Raw genomic sequence first — 14517 nt, 5'->3', positions numbered from 1 at the left:
ACGCCCCGGTTCCTGGAGGTTCCACCGATGACGTTCCACGTCGATTCCGAGGTCGGCCGGCTCAAGCAGGTCATCCTGCACCGCCCGGAGCTGTCGCTGAAGCGGCTGACGCCGTCCAACGCGGCGAGCCTGCTGTTCGACGACGTCCTGTGGGTGCAGCGCGCCGGGGAGGAGCACGAGGCGTTCCAGGAGCTCCTGCGGTCGCGCGGCATCAAGGTGCACCTCCTGCTCGACCTGCTCCGCCACGTCCTGGACATCCCCGAGGCCCGCAAGCACATCCTCGACAACATCCTGGACGAGCGGGTCTACGGGCCGATGGCGCTGCCGACCGTCCGCAACACCTTCGACTCCATGAACTCCAAGGAGCTCGGATCCGCGCTGATCGGCGGCATGACCAAGCGGGAGGCGCTCCAGCACGTCGAGGAGCCCAAGAGCATCGCGTCCCGGTCGCTCGGCATGGACGACTTCATCCTCGCGCCGCTGCCCAACCACCTGTTCACCCGCGACACCTCCTGCTGGATCTACGACGGCGTGTCGATCAACGCGATGCGCAAGCGGGCCCGGCGGCGGGAGACCATCAACTACGAGGCGATCTACCGGTGGCATCCGCTGTTCGCCGGCGGGTACGGCGACAAGTCCGGCGGCGGGTACAACGTCTGGAACTCCGGGACGGCCCTGGAGCCGGCGTCGATCGAGGGCGGCGACGTCCTGGTCATCGGCAACGGCGCGGTCCTGATCGGGATGAGCGAGCGCACCCAGCCGCAGGCGGTGGAGATCCTCGCCCACCGGCTGTTCAAGGCCGGGTCCGTCCGGCGGATCGTCGCGCTGGCGATGCCGCAGACCCGCGCGTTCATGCATCTCGATACGGTGATGACCATGGTCGACCACGGTGTCTTCACCAAGTTCGCCGGGATGGGCATGCTGCCGTCCTACACCGTCGAGCCGGGCGACAGCGAGAAGGAGCTGAAGGTCACCGGCCACCCGCCGGAGGAGATGCACCGGGCCATCGCGCGGGCCCTGGACCTGGACGACATCAAGGTGCTCACCGCCGTCCAGGACGTCCACGCCGCCGAGCGGGAGCAGTGGGACGACGGCTGCAACGTCCTGGCCCTCGAACCGGGCGTCGTCGTCGCCTACGAGCGCAACACCACCACCAACAACTACCTGCGGCAGAACGGCGTCGAGGTCCTCGCGATCCGCGGCAGCGAGCTCGGCCGCGGCCGGGGCGGCCCCCGCTGCATGAGCTGCCCGATCGAGCGCGAGGCCTGACCGGCCACCGGACCCCGACTCCACGGAGGAAGACGAAGACATGGCATTCAACCTGCGCGGCCGCAGCTTTCTCAAGGAACTCGACTTCGCGCCCAGGGAATGGCGGTTCCTGCTGGACCTGTCCGCCGACCTGAAGGCGGCCAAGTACTCCGGCAACGAGCAGCAGCGGCTGACCGGCCGCAACATCGCGCTCATCTTCGAGAAGACCTCGACCCGCACCCGCTGCGCGTTCGAGGTCGGCGCCCACGACCAGGGCGCGCACGTCACCTACCTCGACCCGAGCGGATCGCAGATCGGCCACAAGGAGTCGATGAAGGACACCGCCCGGGTGCTGGGGCGCATGTACGACGGGATCGAGTACCGCGGGTCCAGCCAGCGCCTGGTCGAGGAGCTGGCCGAGTACTCCGGCGTCCCCGTGTGGAACGGTCTCACCGACGAGTGGCACCCCACCCAGATGCTCGCCGACCAGCTGACGATGACCGAGCACGGCGACAAGCCGCTCAGCCGGACGTCCATCGCCTATCTGGGCGACGCCCGCAACAACATGGGCAACTCCTACGTCGCGGCGGGCGCCCTGATGGGCATGGACGTGCGCATCGTCGCGCCCAAGCGCCTCTGGCCCGACCAGGACATGGTCGTCAAGCCCGCCCGGGAGGTCGCCGAGCGGACCGGCGCCCGCCTCACCTTCACCGAGAAGGTCGACGAGGGCGTCAAGGGCGCCGACTTCGTCCTCACCGACGTGTGGGTGTCGATGGGCGAGCCGAAGGAGGTGTGGGACGAGCGCATCCAGCTGCTGCGTCCCTACCAGGTCAACGCCGACGTCATGCGGGCCACGGGCAACTCCGAGGCCAAGTTCATGCACTGCCTGCCGGCCTTCCACAACCGGGAGACGACGGTCGGCGCGGACATCTACGACAAGACCGGCATGGAGGCCCTGGAGGTCACCGAGGAGGTCTTCGAATCGGACGCCTCGATCGTCTTCGACGAGGCCGAGAACCGGATGCACACCATCAAGGCGGTCATGGTGGCGACGCTGGGCTGAGCCCGGCGACCGACAACGGGGGGACCTTGCGATGCGGGTAGTCGTGGCACTCGGCGGCAATGCGCTGCTGAAGCGCGGGGAACGGCCGGACGCCGAGGCGCAGCGGCTCAACGTCATGACGGCCGTCCGGTCGCTGGCGCCGCTGGCCGCCGAGCACCAGCTGATCATCACGCACGGGAACGGGCCGCAGGTGGGGGTGCTGGCGCTGCAGAGCGCCGCCGACCAGACCCTCAGCCGCCCGTACCCGTTCGACACGCTCGGCGCCCAGACCCAGGGCATGATCGGATACTGGATGCTGCAGGCCCTCCAGAACGCCCTGCCCGGCCGCCAGGTCGTCGCGCTGGTCAACCAGACGCTCGTCTCGGCGGTGGACCCGGCGTTCGACGACCCCACCAAGTTCGTCGGGCAGGTCTACACCGAGGACGAGGCGGCGAAGATGGCCGCCGAGTTCGGGTGGACGGTCAAGCCGGACGGCCCGCACTGGCGGCGCGTGGTGCCGTCCCCGCAGCCGCAGCGGGTCGTGGAGACACGGCTGATCCGGCAGCTGATGGCCTCGGGCGCGGTGGTGGTGTGCGCGGGCGGCGGCGGCATCCCCGTCATCCGCAACGACGTCGGCCAGCTGGAGGGCATCGAGGCCGTCATCGACAAGGACCTCACCGGCGCGATGCTGGCGGAGGCGCTGGAGTCCGACGCGTACTTGATCCTGACGGACGTGCCGGAGGTCCTGCGCGGCTACGGCACGCCGCAGCAGCGCCCGATCCGGCACACCACCCCGCACGAGATGCGGGCGGAGGACTTCCCGGCCGGCTCCATGGGGCCGAAGGTGGAGGCGGCGTGCTGCTTCGTCGAGCGCACCGGTGACATGGCCGCGATCGGCGCCCTCGACCAGTGCCAGCAGATCCTCGCCGGGACCGCGGGCACGATCATCACGCCGAACGCCACCTGGCCGCTCGCCAGCACCCTGTGAGGGCCGGGCTCAGCGCGACCCGAACGGGCGCGGCGCGCCCTTCGCGCCGGGACCCGAACCCCATTCCAGGACCTCGTACCTGAGGCCCTTGAGGTGCCCGGCGGGGACGCCCGCGTCGTACCTGCTGCGGGGGGTGCCGCCGTCGTACAGGTGGCGGAAGGTGTGGGTGTCGAGGTCGAGCATGATCCCGGTCCAGGACGGGGCGCCCGGCCCGCGGTCGCCGACGAAGCCGTCGACGCTGCGTCCCCGGTAGGACACGCGGACCTTGGTGTTCATCGGCCAGCTGGGGCTGGCGAACATGCCCTTGCGCATCGGCTTGCCGCTCGCGGGCGCGCCGGTGTCGCCCCGTACGCCGGATCCGTCGTCCCAGAAGTAGGACGCGGTGGTCGTCCCGGTGAGCAGCGCCTTCTTGGGCGCGGCCGCGACCGGTGCACGGGCGGGGAGCGGGATCTCCATGGCGGCGGGGAGCGCGCTTCCGGCCCGCACCGCCTGCGTCCGGGCGGCCTGCGCGAGGGCGCCCCGCGCGCGGGCGGGCGTGACGCTCTGGCCGAGCTCTGCGATCCGCGCCTCCAGCCGTTCCGGGGACCGGGTGCCGGCGGCGCCGCCTTCCACCAGGCCGGCGTCCGGCCGGTACTCGGTGGCTCCGGCGGTGCCGGCCGAGAGGAAGACGATCCCGGCGGCCCCGGCGAAGCCGAGGAGCAGGGTCTGGGCGGAGCGGCGGTGCAGAGTTCGGAAAGTCAAAGGGCAATCCCATCGCCGGACCCGGCCCGGCCTGCCGCGGGGGCGGCTCCGGAGGCGGTGAGGGGGACACCGCACCAGGTCGATATGGCAGGACGCGGACACGTCCCGAGGTCCCCCGACCCATCGGCAGGCGTCCCAACCGCCTGAGCGAATGAGCCCATCGGGCACCCGGGGGGCGGTGCGCCTGTCGGGGCGGTGGCCGCGAGGTGTCTAGGGTCGGGGGCGTGGACGACTTCTTCGCCGGGGACTCCCGCACCAACCGTGAGCGCATGCTGGCCGGCGACCCGTACATCGCCGACGATCCCGAACTGGAGGCCGCGTCCGGACGCGCCCTCGCCCTGGCCCACCGGTACGGGGAGGTGTATCCCACCGACCGGGAGGCGGCCCGCCTGCTGCTGGAGGAGCTGCTCGGGTCGGTCGCGGCCGACGTGGAGATCCGTCCGCCCCTGTACGTCGACTACGGCACCCACATCACGATCGGTGCGGGCACGTTCGCCAACTACGGGCTGACGGCCCTGGACGTCGCGCCCATCACCATCGGCCGGGACGTGCAGATCGGCCCGAACGTCCAGCTCCTGACCCCCACGCACCCGCTGGACCCCGAGCAGCGGCGCGCCAAGCTCGAGGCCGCCGAACCGATCGTCATCGAGGACAACGTCTGGCTCGGCGGCGGCGCCATCGTGCTCGCCGGGGTGACCGTCGGCGCCGGCAGCGTCATCGGCGCCGGAGCCGTGGTCACGCGGGACGTCCCGTCCGGCGTGGTCGCCGTCGGCGGCCCGGCCCGGGTGATCCGCCGGCTCTGAACCGACGCCGGGCGCAAATATGAGGTCTGTTCACGTTCTCAAAGGGGTGATATCACCCGGATAAGGACTCCCCCGGCCCCTTTGAGGCGCTCATGCTGTTCAGGCGTTCCGTGTCCGCCAGCGTTCTTCTCGTCCTCGCCCTGGTGGCGGCCCTGCTCACCCCTCTCCCCGCGCGGGCGGAACCCGAGCCCGCGGTGCGCGGCTACATCGACGCCCACAGCCACCTGATGTCGTACGAGGCGTTCGGCGGGCAGCTGCTGTGCGGCAAGCCGTTCGACCCCCGCGGCATCCAGGCGGCCCTGGCCGACTGCCCCGACCACGCCGGGAACGGCGTGTTCGCCTGGTTCGAGAACTTCACCCGGCACGGCACCCCGCTCGGCACCCACGACCCCGTCGGCTGGCCGACGTTCAAGGACTGGCCCGCCTGGGACTCCCGGACCCACCAGCAGGCGTACCACGCGTGGCTGGAGCGGTCCTGGCGGGCGGGGCAGCGGATCCTCGTCAACCAGCTCGTCGCGAACAGGCAGCTCTGCGAGATGTACCCGCTCAAGCGCACCCCCTGCGACGAGATGGCCGCGATCCGCCGGCAGGCGGAGCTGACGCGTGACATGGAGGCGTACATCGACACGCGCAGCGGCGGCCCCGGCAAGGGCTGGTTCCGGATCGTGCGCACTCCCGCGGAGGCCCGGCGGGTCATCGGCGACGGGAAGCTCGCCGTCGTCCTCGGCATCGAGACGTCCGAGCCGTTCGGCTGCCGCACGACCTGCACCCGCGCCGCCATCGACCGCGGCCTGGACGAGATGAAGGCCCTCGGCGTGTCGTCCATGTTCGTGTGCCACAAGTTCGACAACGCGCTTTGCGGGGTGCGCTTCGACGGCGACCTGACCGGCGCCGTCGTCAACGCGGGCAACTTCCTCGCCACCGGGCGGTTCTGGCAGGCCGAGACGTGCACCGGCCACATCCACGACAACACCATCGCCCCCGTCACCAGCGACGAGATCGCGGACATCCTCCGTCTCCTCGGCCAGGTGGGGATCACGCTACCGCTGTATCCGAAGGCACCGCACTGCAACATCAAGGGCCTGACCGACCTCGGCGCCCACATGGTGCGGGGACTGATGCAGCGCCACATGCTGGTCGAGATCGACCACATGAGCGCCAAGGCGACGGGCCAGACCCTCGACCTGCTGGAGCGGGCGTCCTACTCCGGCGTCATCTCGTCCCACGACTGGATGGACGAGGCGTACGCCGGCCGCGTCTACCGCCTCGGCGGCATGATCACCTCATACGGCTCCCCCGCCGACTCGTTCGCGGCGAAGTGGCGCCGGGACAAGAGCGCAAGCGACCCCCGCCACACCTTCGGCTACGGCTACGGCCTGGACGCCAACGGCCTCGGCGCGCTCCCAGGGCCCACCGAGAGCGTCCACCTGGACTACCCGTTCACCTCCCCGTTCGCCCCGGTCAAGCTCGACCGGCTCACCACCGGCCTGCGCACCTGGGACCTCAACACCGACGGCGTCGCGAACTACGGCCTCGTCCCCGACTGGCTCGCCACGATGCGCGCCACGGGCGGCCAGGAGCTGATCGACGACCTGTCGCAAGGCGCTGAGGCCTACCTCCAGACCTGGGAGAGAGCCACCCGGTAGAGCACGGAAGGCCAGGTCAGAGCCCTATCTCACCCTCCGTGTCCATGTTACGATTCTGGGTGAGATGGGGCCCTGGCCCCGGTCGGGCGCGGCGCTCCACGGTCAGCTCATCAATGGAGTAGCCATGGCGTCCTATCGCCGAGCCGCGAAGCCGATCCTGTACGGAACCTGCGGACTGATGTTCGCGACGTGGGCATCACCGGCCCACGCATGGACCTGGGCCCGGAACGTCACCGTGTACAACGGCGCCGGCCTGTGCGTCCAGGGCACCGCGGGAATCGACCACCGCCGTCCCGGCACTCTCTCGGGCAACCTCGCGTACGCGGACGCCTTCGCGCTGACCCAGGGATGCGGCACCGGCCTGGCCAAGGAGGCGAGGTACGCGGCCGTAAGGCTCGACGTGCTCAAATGGAACGGCTCCAGCTGGACGGTGTGCCGCAGGACCGACTGGAAGTACGCCCCGACCGGCCAGAGGGGCGGCGAGTTCCCCGGGCCCTACGGCCCCAGCGAGGTCTTCGACTACGGCGGCTCGGCGTCCTGCGGGCCCGGCTTCTACGGGACGATGGCCCACCCGTACATCTGGGACGGCACGGCGTGGCACGGACGAGGCGTCTGGTCCGGCCACGAACACGTCCCCTGACCGGGGAGAGCAAGGCCCTCGCTCCGCTCGGACTCATTCCCTGGGGCTCCGCCCCAGACCCCCGAGGCGGGGCTGCGCCCCGCACCCCCGGAACGGTCTCCCAGGAACCATCAGGCGCATCTGCTTTCAAGGGCCTTGGGCCTGCCCAGGCCGAACATGGGCAGGCCCCTTTGTTCAGCGCTACGAGTCGTCGGCGAAACCGACGAACCTGCGGCACGCGTTGAGAAGCCGGCGCAGGCGTCCGGGCTGCGGTTCGAAGACGGGGAAGGACGGGCGGGGGGGTGGCGCGTCCGTCCGACCTGATGTATGGCCAGGGCGGCGGGGCGCTCGGCCGCGTGCCAGTCGGAGGTTGGTTCCTGATTCGCCGGTAGAGCTGGTCGGGGTCGGTGGCTTCGACCATGTAGTCGCCACTGAGTGCCCACCAGTGGCGGGTGGCGTGGCCGTAGTAGACCGACCGCACCCATGGGAAGGCGTCCCGGATGACCGCGGCGACGTGTTCGGGGGTGATGTCGGAGGCCCACCAGGTGGGGCCGATCGGTGCGATGGTCACAGCCCCCACCACCGGACGGGCTCCTTGGGCTCGGCCCGAACGCGCCCGCTCTCCAGGACGAGCTGGTCGCGCAGCTTCTCGGCGGTGTCCTCGATCAGCGTGGGGTAGAGACCGGCGGACGGGTCGCGCAGCGCCGCCACCCAGCACCCCAGCGCCCCGTCCCTGCGTCGGCCTCGGCTGATCCGATGCCCGGGAAAGTCCCGCCGCAACGCGGCCAGCACGTCCTCGTCCGACATGCCCGAGTCCCGGACGGCATCGTCGCCACCGGATATCGTCATCGTGCCTCCCTGCGAGGTAGAGCCGCGCGGTCGGGAGAGGTCTCCCAATCTCAGCCCCGGCCGCGCGGCGGCTCTTTGACCGGCCCTCCCACCAGGCTGCCGCGGCCCGCGATGGCGCCGGAGCCCGGAACTTTAGGGGGCCTATTGTCGCTCTGCTCCGCGAGGATAAACTCGCCTCGCGACCCTATGCAATAGGGGGGCTAAAGTTCATTGCGAAGGATGGGAGTGCTGATCTCGTGGACCTGATGACATTGCGGGATATTTCGGCCATTGTGGATCCGATTGAGCGGGCACGTGCCGTCAGCCGGGCGATGACCGAGCAGCAGGGCATCACCGAAGAGGCGGCTCGTGTGCGGCGCGGGGCGATCGCGGAGGCGCGCGAGGCGGGGCACACGCTGGAGGAGATCGCCAAGGCGCTGGGTGTGACACCGGGCCGCGTTTCCCAGATGCGCAAGGGCCCGGTCGCCAAGGCGCCGGCCGCGCCGGTCAGCCAGGGACCCGAGGTGATCGTGCAGCGGGCGCTTCCGACCGACCCCGTGACGCGGGGATCAGCGTCCCTCTTCCTCACTGAAGCCGAGCGCCAGGGCATCCGCCCGGGACGCCGGATGCTCTATGTCGGCGTGGAACCTGCGAACGATCACGTGGCGGTGTGCCTGCGCGTCCAGCCGGGGGACGAGATCATCGCGCGGCGCAAGATGATGACCGCGAACGACGTCCCGGTCCGCATCGCAACGTCCTACTTCCGGGCCGACCTTTTCGCAGGGACGCGCATCGCCGAACCGGAGTTCGTCAAGCCGTCCCTGCAGGCCGCGATCACCGCCCTCGGGTACGCCTTCGGTCACGCTGAGGAGACCCTCACCGCCCGTCCCGCGACGCGCTTCGAGGCGGAGACGCTCGAGCTGGATCCTGGTGAGTGGGTCGTCCAGGTCCTCCGGGCGTCCTACTCCACGGAGGGCACGCCCATCCATACCCTCGAGACGATCTGCGCGGCCACCCGCCACATCTTCACCGTTGGCCAGGTCGGCGGCCTGGACGAGTTCTGAGCGTCCTGTCGCACTCCCCCACCATCCGGGCAGCTGAGGTCAGATCCAGCCCAGTTCGGACGGCTGGGGGAAGCCCTGATGCCAGATGCCGTAGGCGGTGAGCATGATGAGGGCGGGTGCGAAGGCGGGGAGCAGGATGCGGCCGAGGTGGTGGCGGGTGTGCCAGCCGTAGGCGGTGAAGGCGGCGGCGATGGCGATGCCCATGAAGGCGGTGGTCCCCTCGATGGAGTTGGTCGTCCAGGTGACGGCGACGCCGAGGGTGAGCGGAAGGTGGAGCGGGGTGCGCGGCGGTGGTGTGCGGGCGAGGGCCGCCGCCAGGGCGGCGAAGACGAGGGCGGCCCCGGCGTACCAGAGGTAGTGGCCGACGGTCTCGTCCCAGAGGTGGGCGGTGGGGCCGGGGTCGGTGTTGTGGACCGAGTTGGCGGCCAGGTGGATGCCGTGGCCTTCGGTGTAGGTGATGGCGCCGATGAGGTAAAGCGCCCAGGCGCGGGGGCGCGCGCCGGCGGCGCGGAGGGCGCCGGCCGCGGCGAGCAGGACGGTGTAGGGCGTGAGGATGTCGATCCAGTCGGCCCAGCGGGTGTGGCCGACGGCGCCGAGCGGGGCGAGCGCGAAGCCGAGATGGTGGGTGAGGTTGTAGAGCACGGCGGTGGCGACGAGCCAGCGCCATGCGTGTGCGGCCGGGGGTGCGGTCGTCATGGAAAATAACCTAGGAGTCCCGGACGAGCGAAGCGATCGGGCGCACCGCCCGCCGGGGTCAGGGGGCCAGGCGGCTGGTGAAGCCGGCGGTGGTCAGGCGCCGGTAGGCGGCCTGCACGTCGGCGGGGACGTCCTGGTGGACGGCGAAGCCGCGCGACGGGTACTCGATCACCCGCTGCAGGTCGCCGACGATCATGTCGATGACGAACCTCTCGTCGCCGATCGCCTCGAGGTAGTCCTCGAACGGGACGGGCTGCGACGCGCAGACCAGGTCGGCCTCGGGCCACGCCTTGCGGGCGGTGGCCAGGGCGCGGCGCTCCATGTACGGCTTGGAGATCAGCATCAGCGAGGTGACCTCAACGCCGGCGGCGGCGAGGGCGGCGCGGGAGAAGCCGATGTTCTGGCCGGTGTTGGCGGCGCGCGGCTCGATGATGATCGCGGACGCGGGGACGCCGAGCCGCACGGCGTGCTCGGCGAACTCCACCGCCTCCCCGCGCGGGAACCGGGCCTCGGTGGTGGCGCTGGTGGCGCCGGAGAACACCAGGACGGGGAACATGCCGGCGTGGTAGAGCTCGGCGGCGAACGTCGCCACGCCGATGTCGTGGCTGCCGAGCCCGATGGCCGCCGAGCAGGGCCGCGGCTCATGGCCGACCAGGTGGTAGTCCCAGATGAGCCGGGCGTCGGCCAGATGCCCCGCGGGGGCGCGGCGGTCGGTCACGGAGATCTCCTTGCCGGGGCGGATGGACGTCCGCGGCGATGATCTCAAAGCCGGCCCGGCATCGGCCGTTCGCGTTCAGGACTCCTTGCCCGGCCGCCGGCCGAGGAGGCGCTGGAGGTCGGCGAGGGCGTCCTCGCCCGGGGACGCGGCCTCGCGGTTGGCGGCCTGGAGTTCCTTGAACACCTCCTCGCGGTGCACGGGGACGGACCGGGGGGCGCGGACGCCCACCCTGACCACGTCGCCGCGCACGTCGAGGACGGTGACGACGACGTCGTCGCCGATCATCACGCTCTCACCTGTACGACGGGTCAGTACCAGCACGTTCGGGCCTCCTCACCGGCTCATGCGAGCCTAGGGGAGACCTACCCGCCTGACGTCGCGGCGCGCCCTCGGAAACGCCGAATCACGCGCCGTCCGGGATGGATGACACGTGATTCGGGGGGATTTGTCAGGCCGTGACCAGGGGTGCGCGGATCGGCAGGTCCGACCCCGCGAGGACGACCTGGGCCGCGCGGTGGGTGTCGGTGTTGACGATGATCGGCGCCATCAGGTTCGCGGTGGCGTCGGCGATGGCGCCCGTCGCGGTGACGATCAGCAGCACGAGCAGGTGCTCGGGGCCGGTCGCCTTCAGCTCCGCGAGGGTGTCGTCGTCGACCTCCGGCGCGTACTCCGGGAAGAACGGCGCCGGGGCGATCACCAGGAAGCGCAGGCCGGGGTCCTCCAGGGAGCGCAGCGAGTACAGCGTGCCCTGCTCGTCGGCGCGGACCAGGACGAAGGTGCGGTGCTGCGGGAACCCCGGCATGGGGGCGACCAGTTCGATCGTCGGCAGTTCGGCCGTGTCCACGCCCTGCTCCTCGGTCGCCGTCGTCGTGCGTTCGTCAAGTGAGATCATTTCAGGAAGTCCACCAGGGAGGGCTGAACGACGCGCGCGGTCGCGGCGAGGGCCGCCTGGTACGCCGTCTGCTGAAGGTTGAGTTCGACGATGGTCTTGGGCAGGTCGATGTCCTCGATGTCGGACAGCTGGGTCTTGAGCGTGAGGATCCGGTCGACGGCGACCTGGCGCATCTGGTCCACCCGGTTGGTGCGAGCGCCGACATCGGCGATCTGGGTGTGGATGGTCTTGATGGCGGCGTCCAGGCGGCCGAGGTCGTCGCCGAGCGCGGACGGGTCGTTCTTCAGGTGGTCGACGACGTCCTCCAGGATCTGGAACAGCTGGTCGTCGCCCTCGCCGAACACCTTCTCGCCGTCGACGTTCACGGCGAGCTTGGTGTTGTCGCCGATGGAGCGCTCGACCGCGCGGTCGTCGCCGAGGTACACGCCGTCGGCGTCGTAGGCCTGCGGGGTGGACGTGGCGCCGCCGAAGACCGGCCGGCCGAGGTAGGTGGTGTTGGCCAGGCCGATCAGGGAGCCGCGCAGGTTCTCGATCTCGCCGGCGAGGGCGCTGCGGGCGGTGGTCGAGCCGCCCGCGCCGGACGACATGCCCTGCAGGACCATGTCGCGCGCCCTGATCAGCTGGTCGCCCATGCTGCCGAGCGCCGTGTCGATCGTGTCGAGCCAGCCGAGCGCGTCACTGCTGTTGCGGGTGTACTGCTCCTGGACGCGGACGTCGCCGCGCAGCTGCAGGGCCGACGTGGTGCCCGCCGGCGAGTCCGACGGACGCGACAGCTGCTTGCCGCTGGACAGCCGCTGCTGGATGTCGTCCATCCGGTTCACGTTGCCCTGCAGGTTGTTCAGGACGCGGGTGGAGATCGAACGTTCGGTCGACCGGATATAGGTCATGCTCAGCCCCTGATCATGCCGAAGAGAGAGTCGAAGGTCGAGTTGATCGTGGAGACCATGGTGCTGGCCGCCTGGTAGGCGCGCTGGTAGAGGAGCATGTTCGCCATCTCCTCGTCCAGGCTGACGCCGGACTGGCCGGCCCGCTGCGCGTCGTTGTTGCCCGTGATCACGTTCTGGATGGCGACGCGCCGCTGCGCGTTCTGCGAGTCGACGCCGAGGTCGGTGACGACCGTCCGGTACAGGCGGTCGGCGCCGTTCGGGGAGCCGGCGAAGTCGGCGAGCGCGTCGGCGTTGCCCGCGTCCAGGCTCGGGATGGTCTTGGTCGAGTCCTTCGGGTCCGGCCGCGGCGGCTGCGACGAGGCGGCCACGTGCGCCGGGTCGGTGAGCGCGACGGAGATCGTGGCGGCGGTCGTGCCGGTGAAGAACGCCTGGCCGGGGTCGCCGTTGAGGTCGTAGCCGTCGTCGTGCGCGCCGTTGACGGTGGACGCGAGCCGCGCCGCGACGTCGTCCAGCCGCCTGGCGTAGCCGGGCATGACGTCGTTGAGGGACGTCAGCGTCGAGGCGGCGCCGCCGGAGGTGATGCCGATCTCGGCGGCGGGGACGCTGTCGGTCCAGCTCAAGATGACCTTGTTCGCGACCGCGTCGGCCTTCACGGCGGTCATCGAGGCGCCCCCCGCGGGGACCACGGACCGCGCGGTGGAGCCGCTGACCAGGGAGCCGCCGGCGAGGGTGACGTTCACCGCGCCGTTCGGCTGGGCCTGGGAGGTGGCGCCCGCCAGCTCCGCGAGCCGCAGGACGTGCGCGTCCCGTTTGTCGGCGAGCTCGTTGGCGGGCAGTCCGGCGGCGGTCGCGCGGACGATCGCCTCGTTGAGGTCGGCGACGGCCGTCGCGGCCGTGTTGATCTCCGAGGCGAGGGTGTCGAGCTGGTCGCGGGTGGTGTCCCACAGCGAGCTCAGCCCGGCGTGCGTGGTGCGCAGCGCGTCGGTCACGGTGCCGCCGCGCTGGAGCAGCTGCGCGCGCGCCGCGAGGTCCTGCGGCTGGTTGACCACGTCGCCCCAGGCCGCCCAGTAGTCCGACAGCTGCGACTGCAGGCCCGTGTCGGACGGCTCGCCGAACAGGTCCTCGACCCGGGCGAGGACCTGCTCCTGCCCGTTGAGCTGCGCCGACCTGGCGTGCTCGATCTCGGCGCGGGACTCCAGGAACTCGTCCCGGACGCGGGCGATCCGGTCGACGGTGACGCCGTTGCCGAGGCCGTCCGAGACCGCGTACAGGGCGGGCCGGATGGAGCCGCCGACGGAGCTCATCTCGACACGCTGCCGGCTGTAGCCGTCGGTGTTGGCGTTGGCGATGTTCTGGCCCGTGACGTCCAGGGCCTTGCGCTGCGCGTACAGGGCGCTGAGCGCGGTGGAGATTCCGGAGAAGGTGCTCATCACATGGCCTCGTTGACGATGTGGGACGCGGCGCGCCCGGTCCCGACGGTCTCGCCGCGGCGACTGTAGGTGGACACCTGTCCGGTGACCGTCATCAGGGCCTCGTGGACGGAGCGGGCGCCGCTGGTGAGCAGCTCCCGGTTCAGCTCCGCCATCGCGGTGATCTCGGAAGTGGCGGTCAGGAACGCCGCCCGGTGCTGCTGGAGGATGTCGCCCCACGGCTCCCCCGCGGCCGCCGCGAGCTGCGACAGGCTCGGTGCCGGGTGCAGGCCGAGCTCCGCGGCGACCGCGTCGACCTGGGCCGCGCGCAGCACCTCGGTCTGACGGATCTGCTCCAGCACCATCTCCACCTCACGAGTGGCGTGCGGGAGCCAGCGGGTCTTGCCTGCGGCGAGAAGAAGCTGCTCCTCCTCGAGCTTGAACAGCAGCAGGTCCAGCATCTCGCGCACCCGCCACAACGTGCTCGAAAGATCGGCCAGGCTCATCCGCCCCTGCCCTCCGGTCCTCGGCGCCCCCGGTTGGGGCCTCCGTCGTCCCCCTCACTCTCGGCAGGGAGCGGCCCCGCCTGAGGAGTTCCCTACGCGCGCGCAGACTATGACTCTCCGAATCGCCCTGGTTACAGCGGGTTGAGCAGCGCAACCCCCCTGCAACCGTTTGCGACCGATTGCTCACCCTTTGCTGCCGGATTGTCTTACCTGTCGCCACGGACCGGGCGGCACAGGGAAGTCAGCCGAAAGGGTCGTCGTGAGGACTCAGGACATCACCACCGCTCAGCAGCAGCGCAACGTCGAGGACCTCGTCCGCAGCCAGTTGCCGCTGGTCGGGCATATCGTCCGTGAGACGCTGATGCGGGTTCCCTCGCACGTCAACCGCGACGACCTCACCTCCGCCGGCCTGGCCGCCCTGGCCGCCGCC

Annotated in this window: 16 protein-coding genes; 7 read left to right on the top strand and 9 right to left on the bottom strand. The window is 70.8% G+C overall.

Features of this window, described 5'->3' with window-relative positions:
• The first annotated feature begins 27 nt into the window (after positions 1–27).
• The 3 genes from IE99_RS0126680 to arcC are packed head-to-tail and all read left to right on the top strand — an operon-like array spanning position 28 to position 3278.
• Positions 28–1269, top strand: a complete 1242-nt coding sequence (locus tag IE99_RS0126680; protein WP_030176778.1) for an arginine deiminase — start codon at positions 28–30, stop codon at positions 1267–1269.
• Positions 1270–1309: 40 nt separating this feature from the next.
• Complete coding sequence (gene argF / locus IE99_RS0126675; RefSeq protein ID WP_030176776.1) at positions 1310–2311, top strand: ornithine carbamoyltransferase; 1002 nt, start codon at positions 1310–1312, stop codon at positions 2309–2311.
• A 31-nt stretch (positions 2312–2342) separates the two neighbouring features.
• A complete protein-coding gene (arcC, locus tag IE99_RS0126670) occupies positions 2343–3278 on the top strand; it encodes a carbamate kinase (protein WP_030176774.1) in 936 nt (311 codons plus the stop codon).
• A gap of 9 nt (positions 3279–3287) precedes the next feature.
• On the opposite strand, the gene IE99_RS33245 is transcribed toward arcC, so the two are convergent.
• Positions 3288–4019 carry a septal ring lytic transglycosylase RlpA family protein gene (locus tag IE99_RS33245; RefSeq protein ID WP_245623353.1) on the bottom strand — a complete coding sequence of 244 codons (732 nt, stop codon included), beginning with the start codon at positions 4017–4019 and terminating at the stop codon, positions 3288–3290.
• A gap of 224 nt (positions 4020–4243) precedes the next feature.
• Here IE99_RS33245 and IE99_RS0126660 point away from each other — a divergent pair, with 224 nt between their 5' ends.
• The 3 genes from IE99_RS0126660 to IE99_RS0126650 all read left to right on the top strand — a co-directional run bounded on the left by IE99_RS0126660 (position 4244) and on the right by IE99_RS0126650 (position 7108).
• Positions 4244–4822: a sugar O-acetyltransferase gene (locus IE99_RS0126660; RefSeq protein ID WP_030176770.1), complete on the top strand. Its 579-nt coding sequence runs from the start codon at positions 4244–4246 to the stop codon at positions 4820–4822.
• Between the two features lie 110 nt (positions 4823–4932).
• The gene (locus tag IE99_RS0126655; protein WP_245623352.1) at positions 4933–6468 is read left to right on the top strand and encodes an amidohydrolase family protein; all 1536 of its coding nucleotides are present in this window, start codon (positions 4933–4935) and stop codon (positions 6466–6468) included.
• 124 nt (positions 6469–6592) lie between these two features.
• On the top strand, positions 6593–7108 hold the full coding sequence (locus tag IE99_RS0126650; protein ID WP_030176764.1) for a hypothetical protein: 516 nt from the start codon (positions 6593–6595) through the stop codon (positions 7106–7108).
• Between the two features lie 546 nt (positions 7109–7654).
• Here the strand turns inward: IE99_RS0126650 and IE99_RS0126645 are convergent.
• A complete protein-coding gene (locus IE99_RS0126645; RefSeq protein WP_030176762.1) occupies positions 7655–7936 on the bottom strand; it encodes a hypothetical protein in 282 nt (93 codons plus the stop codon).
• Between the two features lie 272 nt (positions 7937–8208).
• On the opposite strand from IE99_RS0126645, the gene IE99_RS0126640 reads away from it, so the two are divergent.
• Positions 8209–8979 (top strand): UTRA domain-containing protein, encoded by a 771-nt coding sequence (locus tag IE99_RS0126640; protein WP_245623351.1) that lies wholly within the window; start codon positions 8209–8211, stop codon positions 8977–8979.
• Positions 8980–9018: 39 nt separating this feature from the next.
• Here the strand turns inward: IE99_RS0126640 and IE99_RS0126635 are convergent, their stop codons facing one another.
• From IE99_RS0126635 to IE99_RS0126605, 7 genes are all read right to left on the bottom strand, one after another.
• The gene (locus tag IE99_RS0126635) at positions 9019–9675 is read right to left on the bottom strand and encodes a hypothetical protein (RefSeq protein ID WP_030176756.1); all 657 of its coding nucleotides are present in this window, start codon (positions 9673–9675) and stop codon (positions 9019–9021) included.
• Between the two features lie 58 nt (positions 9676–9733).
• On the bottom strand, positions 9734–10393 hold the full coding sequence (locus IE99_RS0126630) for a YdcF family protein (protein ID WP_037560144.1): 660 nt from the start codon (positions 10391–10393) through the stop codon (positions 9734–9736).
• A gap of 75 nt (positions 10394–10468) precedes the next feature.
• On the bottom strand, positions 10469–10714 hold the full coding sequence (csrA, locus tag IE99_RS33495; RefSeq protein ID WP_030176751.1) for a carbon storage regulator CsrA: 246 nt from the start codon (positions 10712–10714) through the stop codon (positions 10469–10471).
• A gap of 127 nt (positions 10715–10841) precedes the next feature.
• Positions 10842–11285: a flagellar assembly protein FliW gene (fliW, locus tag IE99_RS0126620; RefSeq protein ID WP_030176747.1), complete on the bottom strand. Its 444-nt coding sequence runs from the start codon at positions 11283–11285 to the stop codon at positions 10842–10844.
• On the bottom strand, positions 11282–12172 hold the full coding sequence (locus IE99_RS0126615; protein ID WP_030176744.1) for a flagellin N-terminal helical domain-containing protein: 891 nt from the start codon (positions 12170–12172) through the stop codon (positions 11282–11284). The genes fliW and IE99_RS0126615 overlap by 4 nt, the downstream gene beginning before the upstream one ends.
• Before the next feature lie 2 nt (positions 12173–12174).
• On the bottom strand, positions 12175–13602 hold the full coding sequence (flgK, locus tag IE99_RS0126610; protein WP_051713324.1) for a flagellar hook-associated protein FlgK: 1428 nt from the start codon (positions 13600–13602) through the stop codon (positions 12175–12177).
• Positions 13602–14087 (bottom strand): flagellar protein FlgN, encoded by a 486-nt coding sequence (locus IE99_RS0126605; RefSeq protein ID WP_030176738.1) that lies wholly within the window; start codon positions 14085–14087, stop codon positions 13602–13604. The genes flgK and IE99_RS0126605 overlap by 1 nt, the downstream gene beginning before the upstream one ends.
• Between the last annotated feature and the right edge of the window lie 430 nt (positions 14088–14517).

The organism is Spirillospora albida (assembly GCF_000718255.1).
Taxonomy (GTDB): domain Bacteria; phylum Actinomycetota; class Actinomycetes; order Streptosporangiales; family Streptosporangiaceae; genus Spirillospora; species Spirillospora albida.
Note: the sequence above shows the minus strand (reverse complement) of the source record. Positions and strands in the feature narration are given on the sequence as shown.

Bases quoted from the DNA above. Each gene is read 5' to 3' on its own strand.
- fliW (WP_030176747.1), bottom strand. From the start codon at position 11,285: ATGATCTCACTTGACGAACGCACGACGACGGCGACCGAGGAGCAGGGC.
- IE99_RS0126635 (WP_030176756.1), bottom strand. From the start codon at position 9,675: ATGACGACCGCACCCCCGGCCGCACACGCATGGCGCTGGCTCGTCGCC.
- flgK (WP_051713324.1), bottom strand. From the start codon at position 13,602: ATGAGCACCTTCTCCGGAATCTCCACCGCGCTCAGCGCCCTGTACGCG.
- IE99_RS0126615 (WP_030176744.1), bottom strand. From the start codon at position 12,172: ATGACCTATATCCGGTCGACCGAACGTTCGATCTCCACCCGCGTCCTG.
- arcC (WP_030176774.1), top strand. From the start codon at position 2,343: ATGCGGGTAGTCGTGGCACTCGGCGGCAATGCGCTGCTGAAGCGCGGG.
- IE99_RS0126680 (WP_030176778.1), top strand. From the start codon at position 28: ATGACGTTCCACGTCGATTCCGAGGTCGGCCGGCTCAAGCAGGTCATC.
- argF (WP_030176776.1), top strand. From the start codon at position 1,310: ATGGCATTCAACCTGCGCGGCCGCAGCTTTCTCAAGGAACTCGACTTC.
- IE99_RS0126650 (WP_030176764.1), top strand. From the start codon at position 6,593: ATGGCGTCCTATCGCCGAGCCGCGAAGCCGATCCTGTACGGAACCTGC.
- IE99_RS0126645 (WP_030176762.1), bottom strand. From the start codon at position 7,936: ATGACGATATCCGGTGGCGACGATGCCGTCCGGGACTCGGGCATGTCG.
- IE99_RS0126605 (WP_030176738.1), bottom strand. From the start codon at position 14,087: ATGAGCCTGGCCGATCTTTCGAGCACGTTGTGGCGGGTGCGCGAGATG.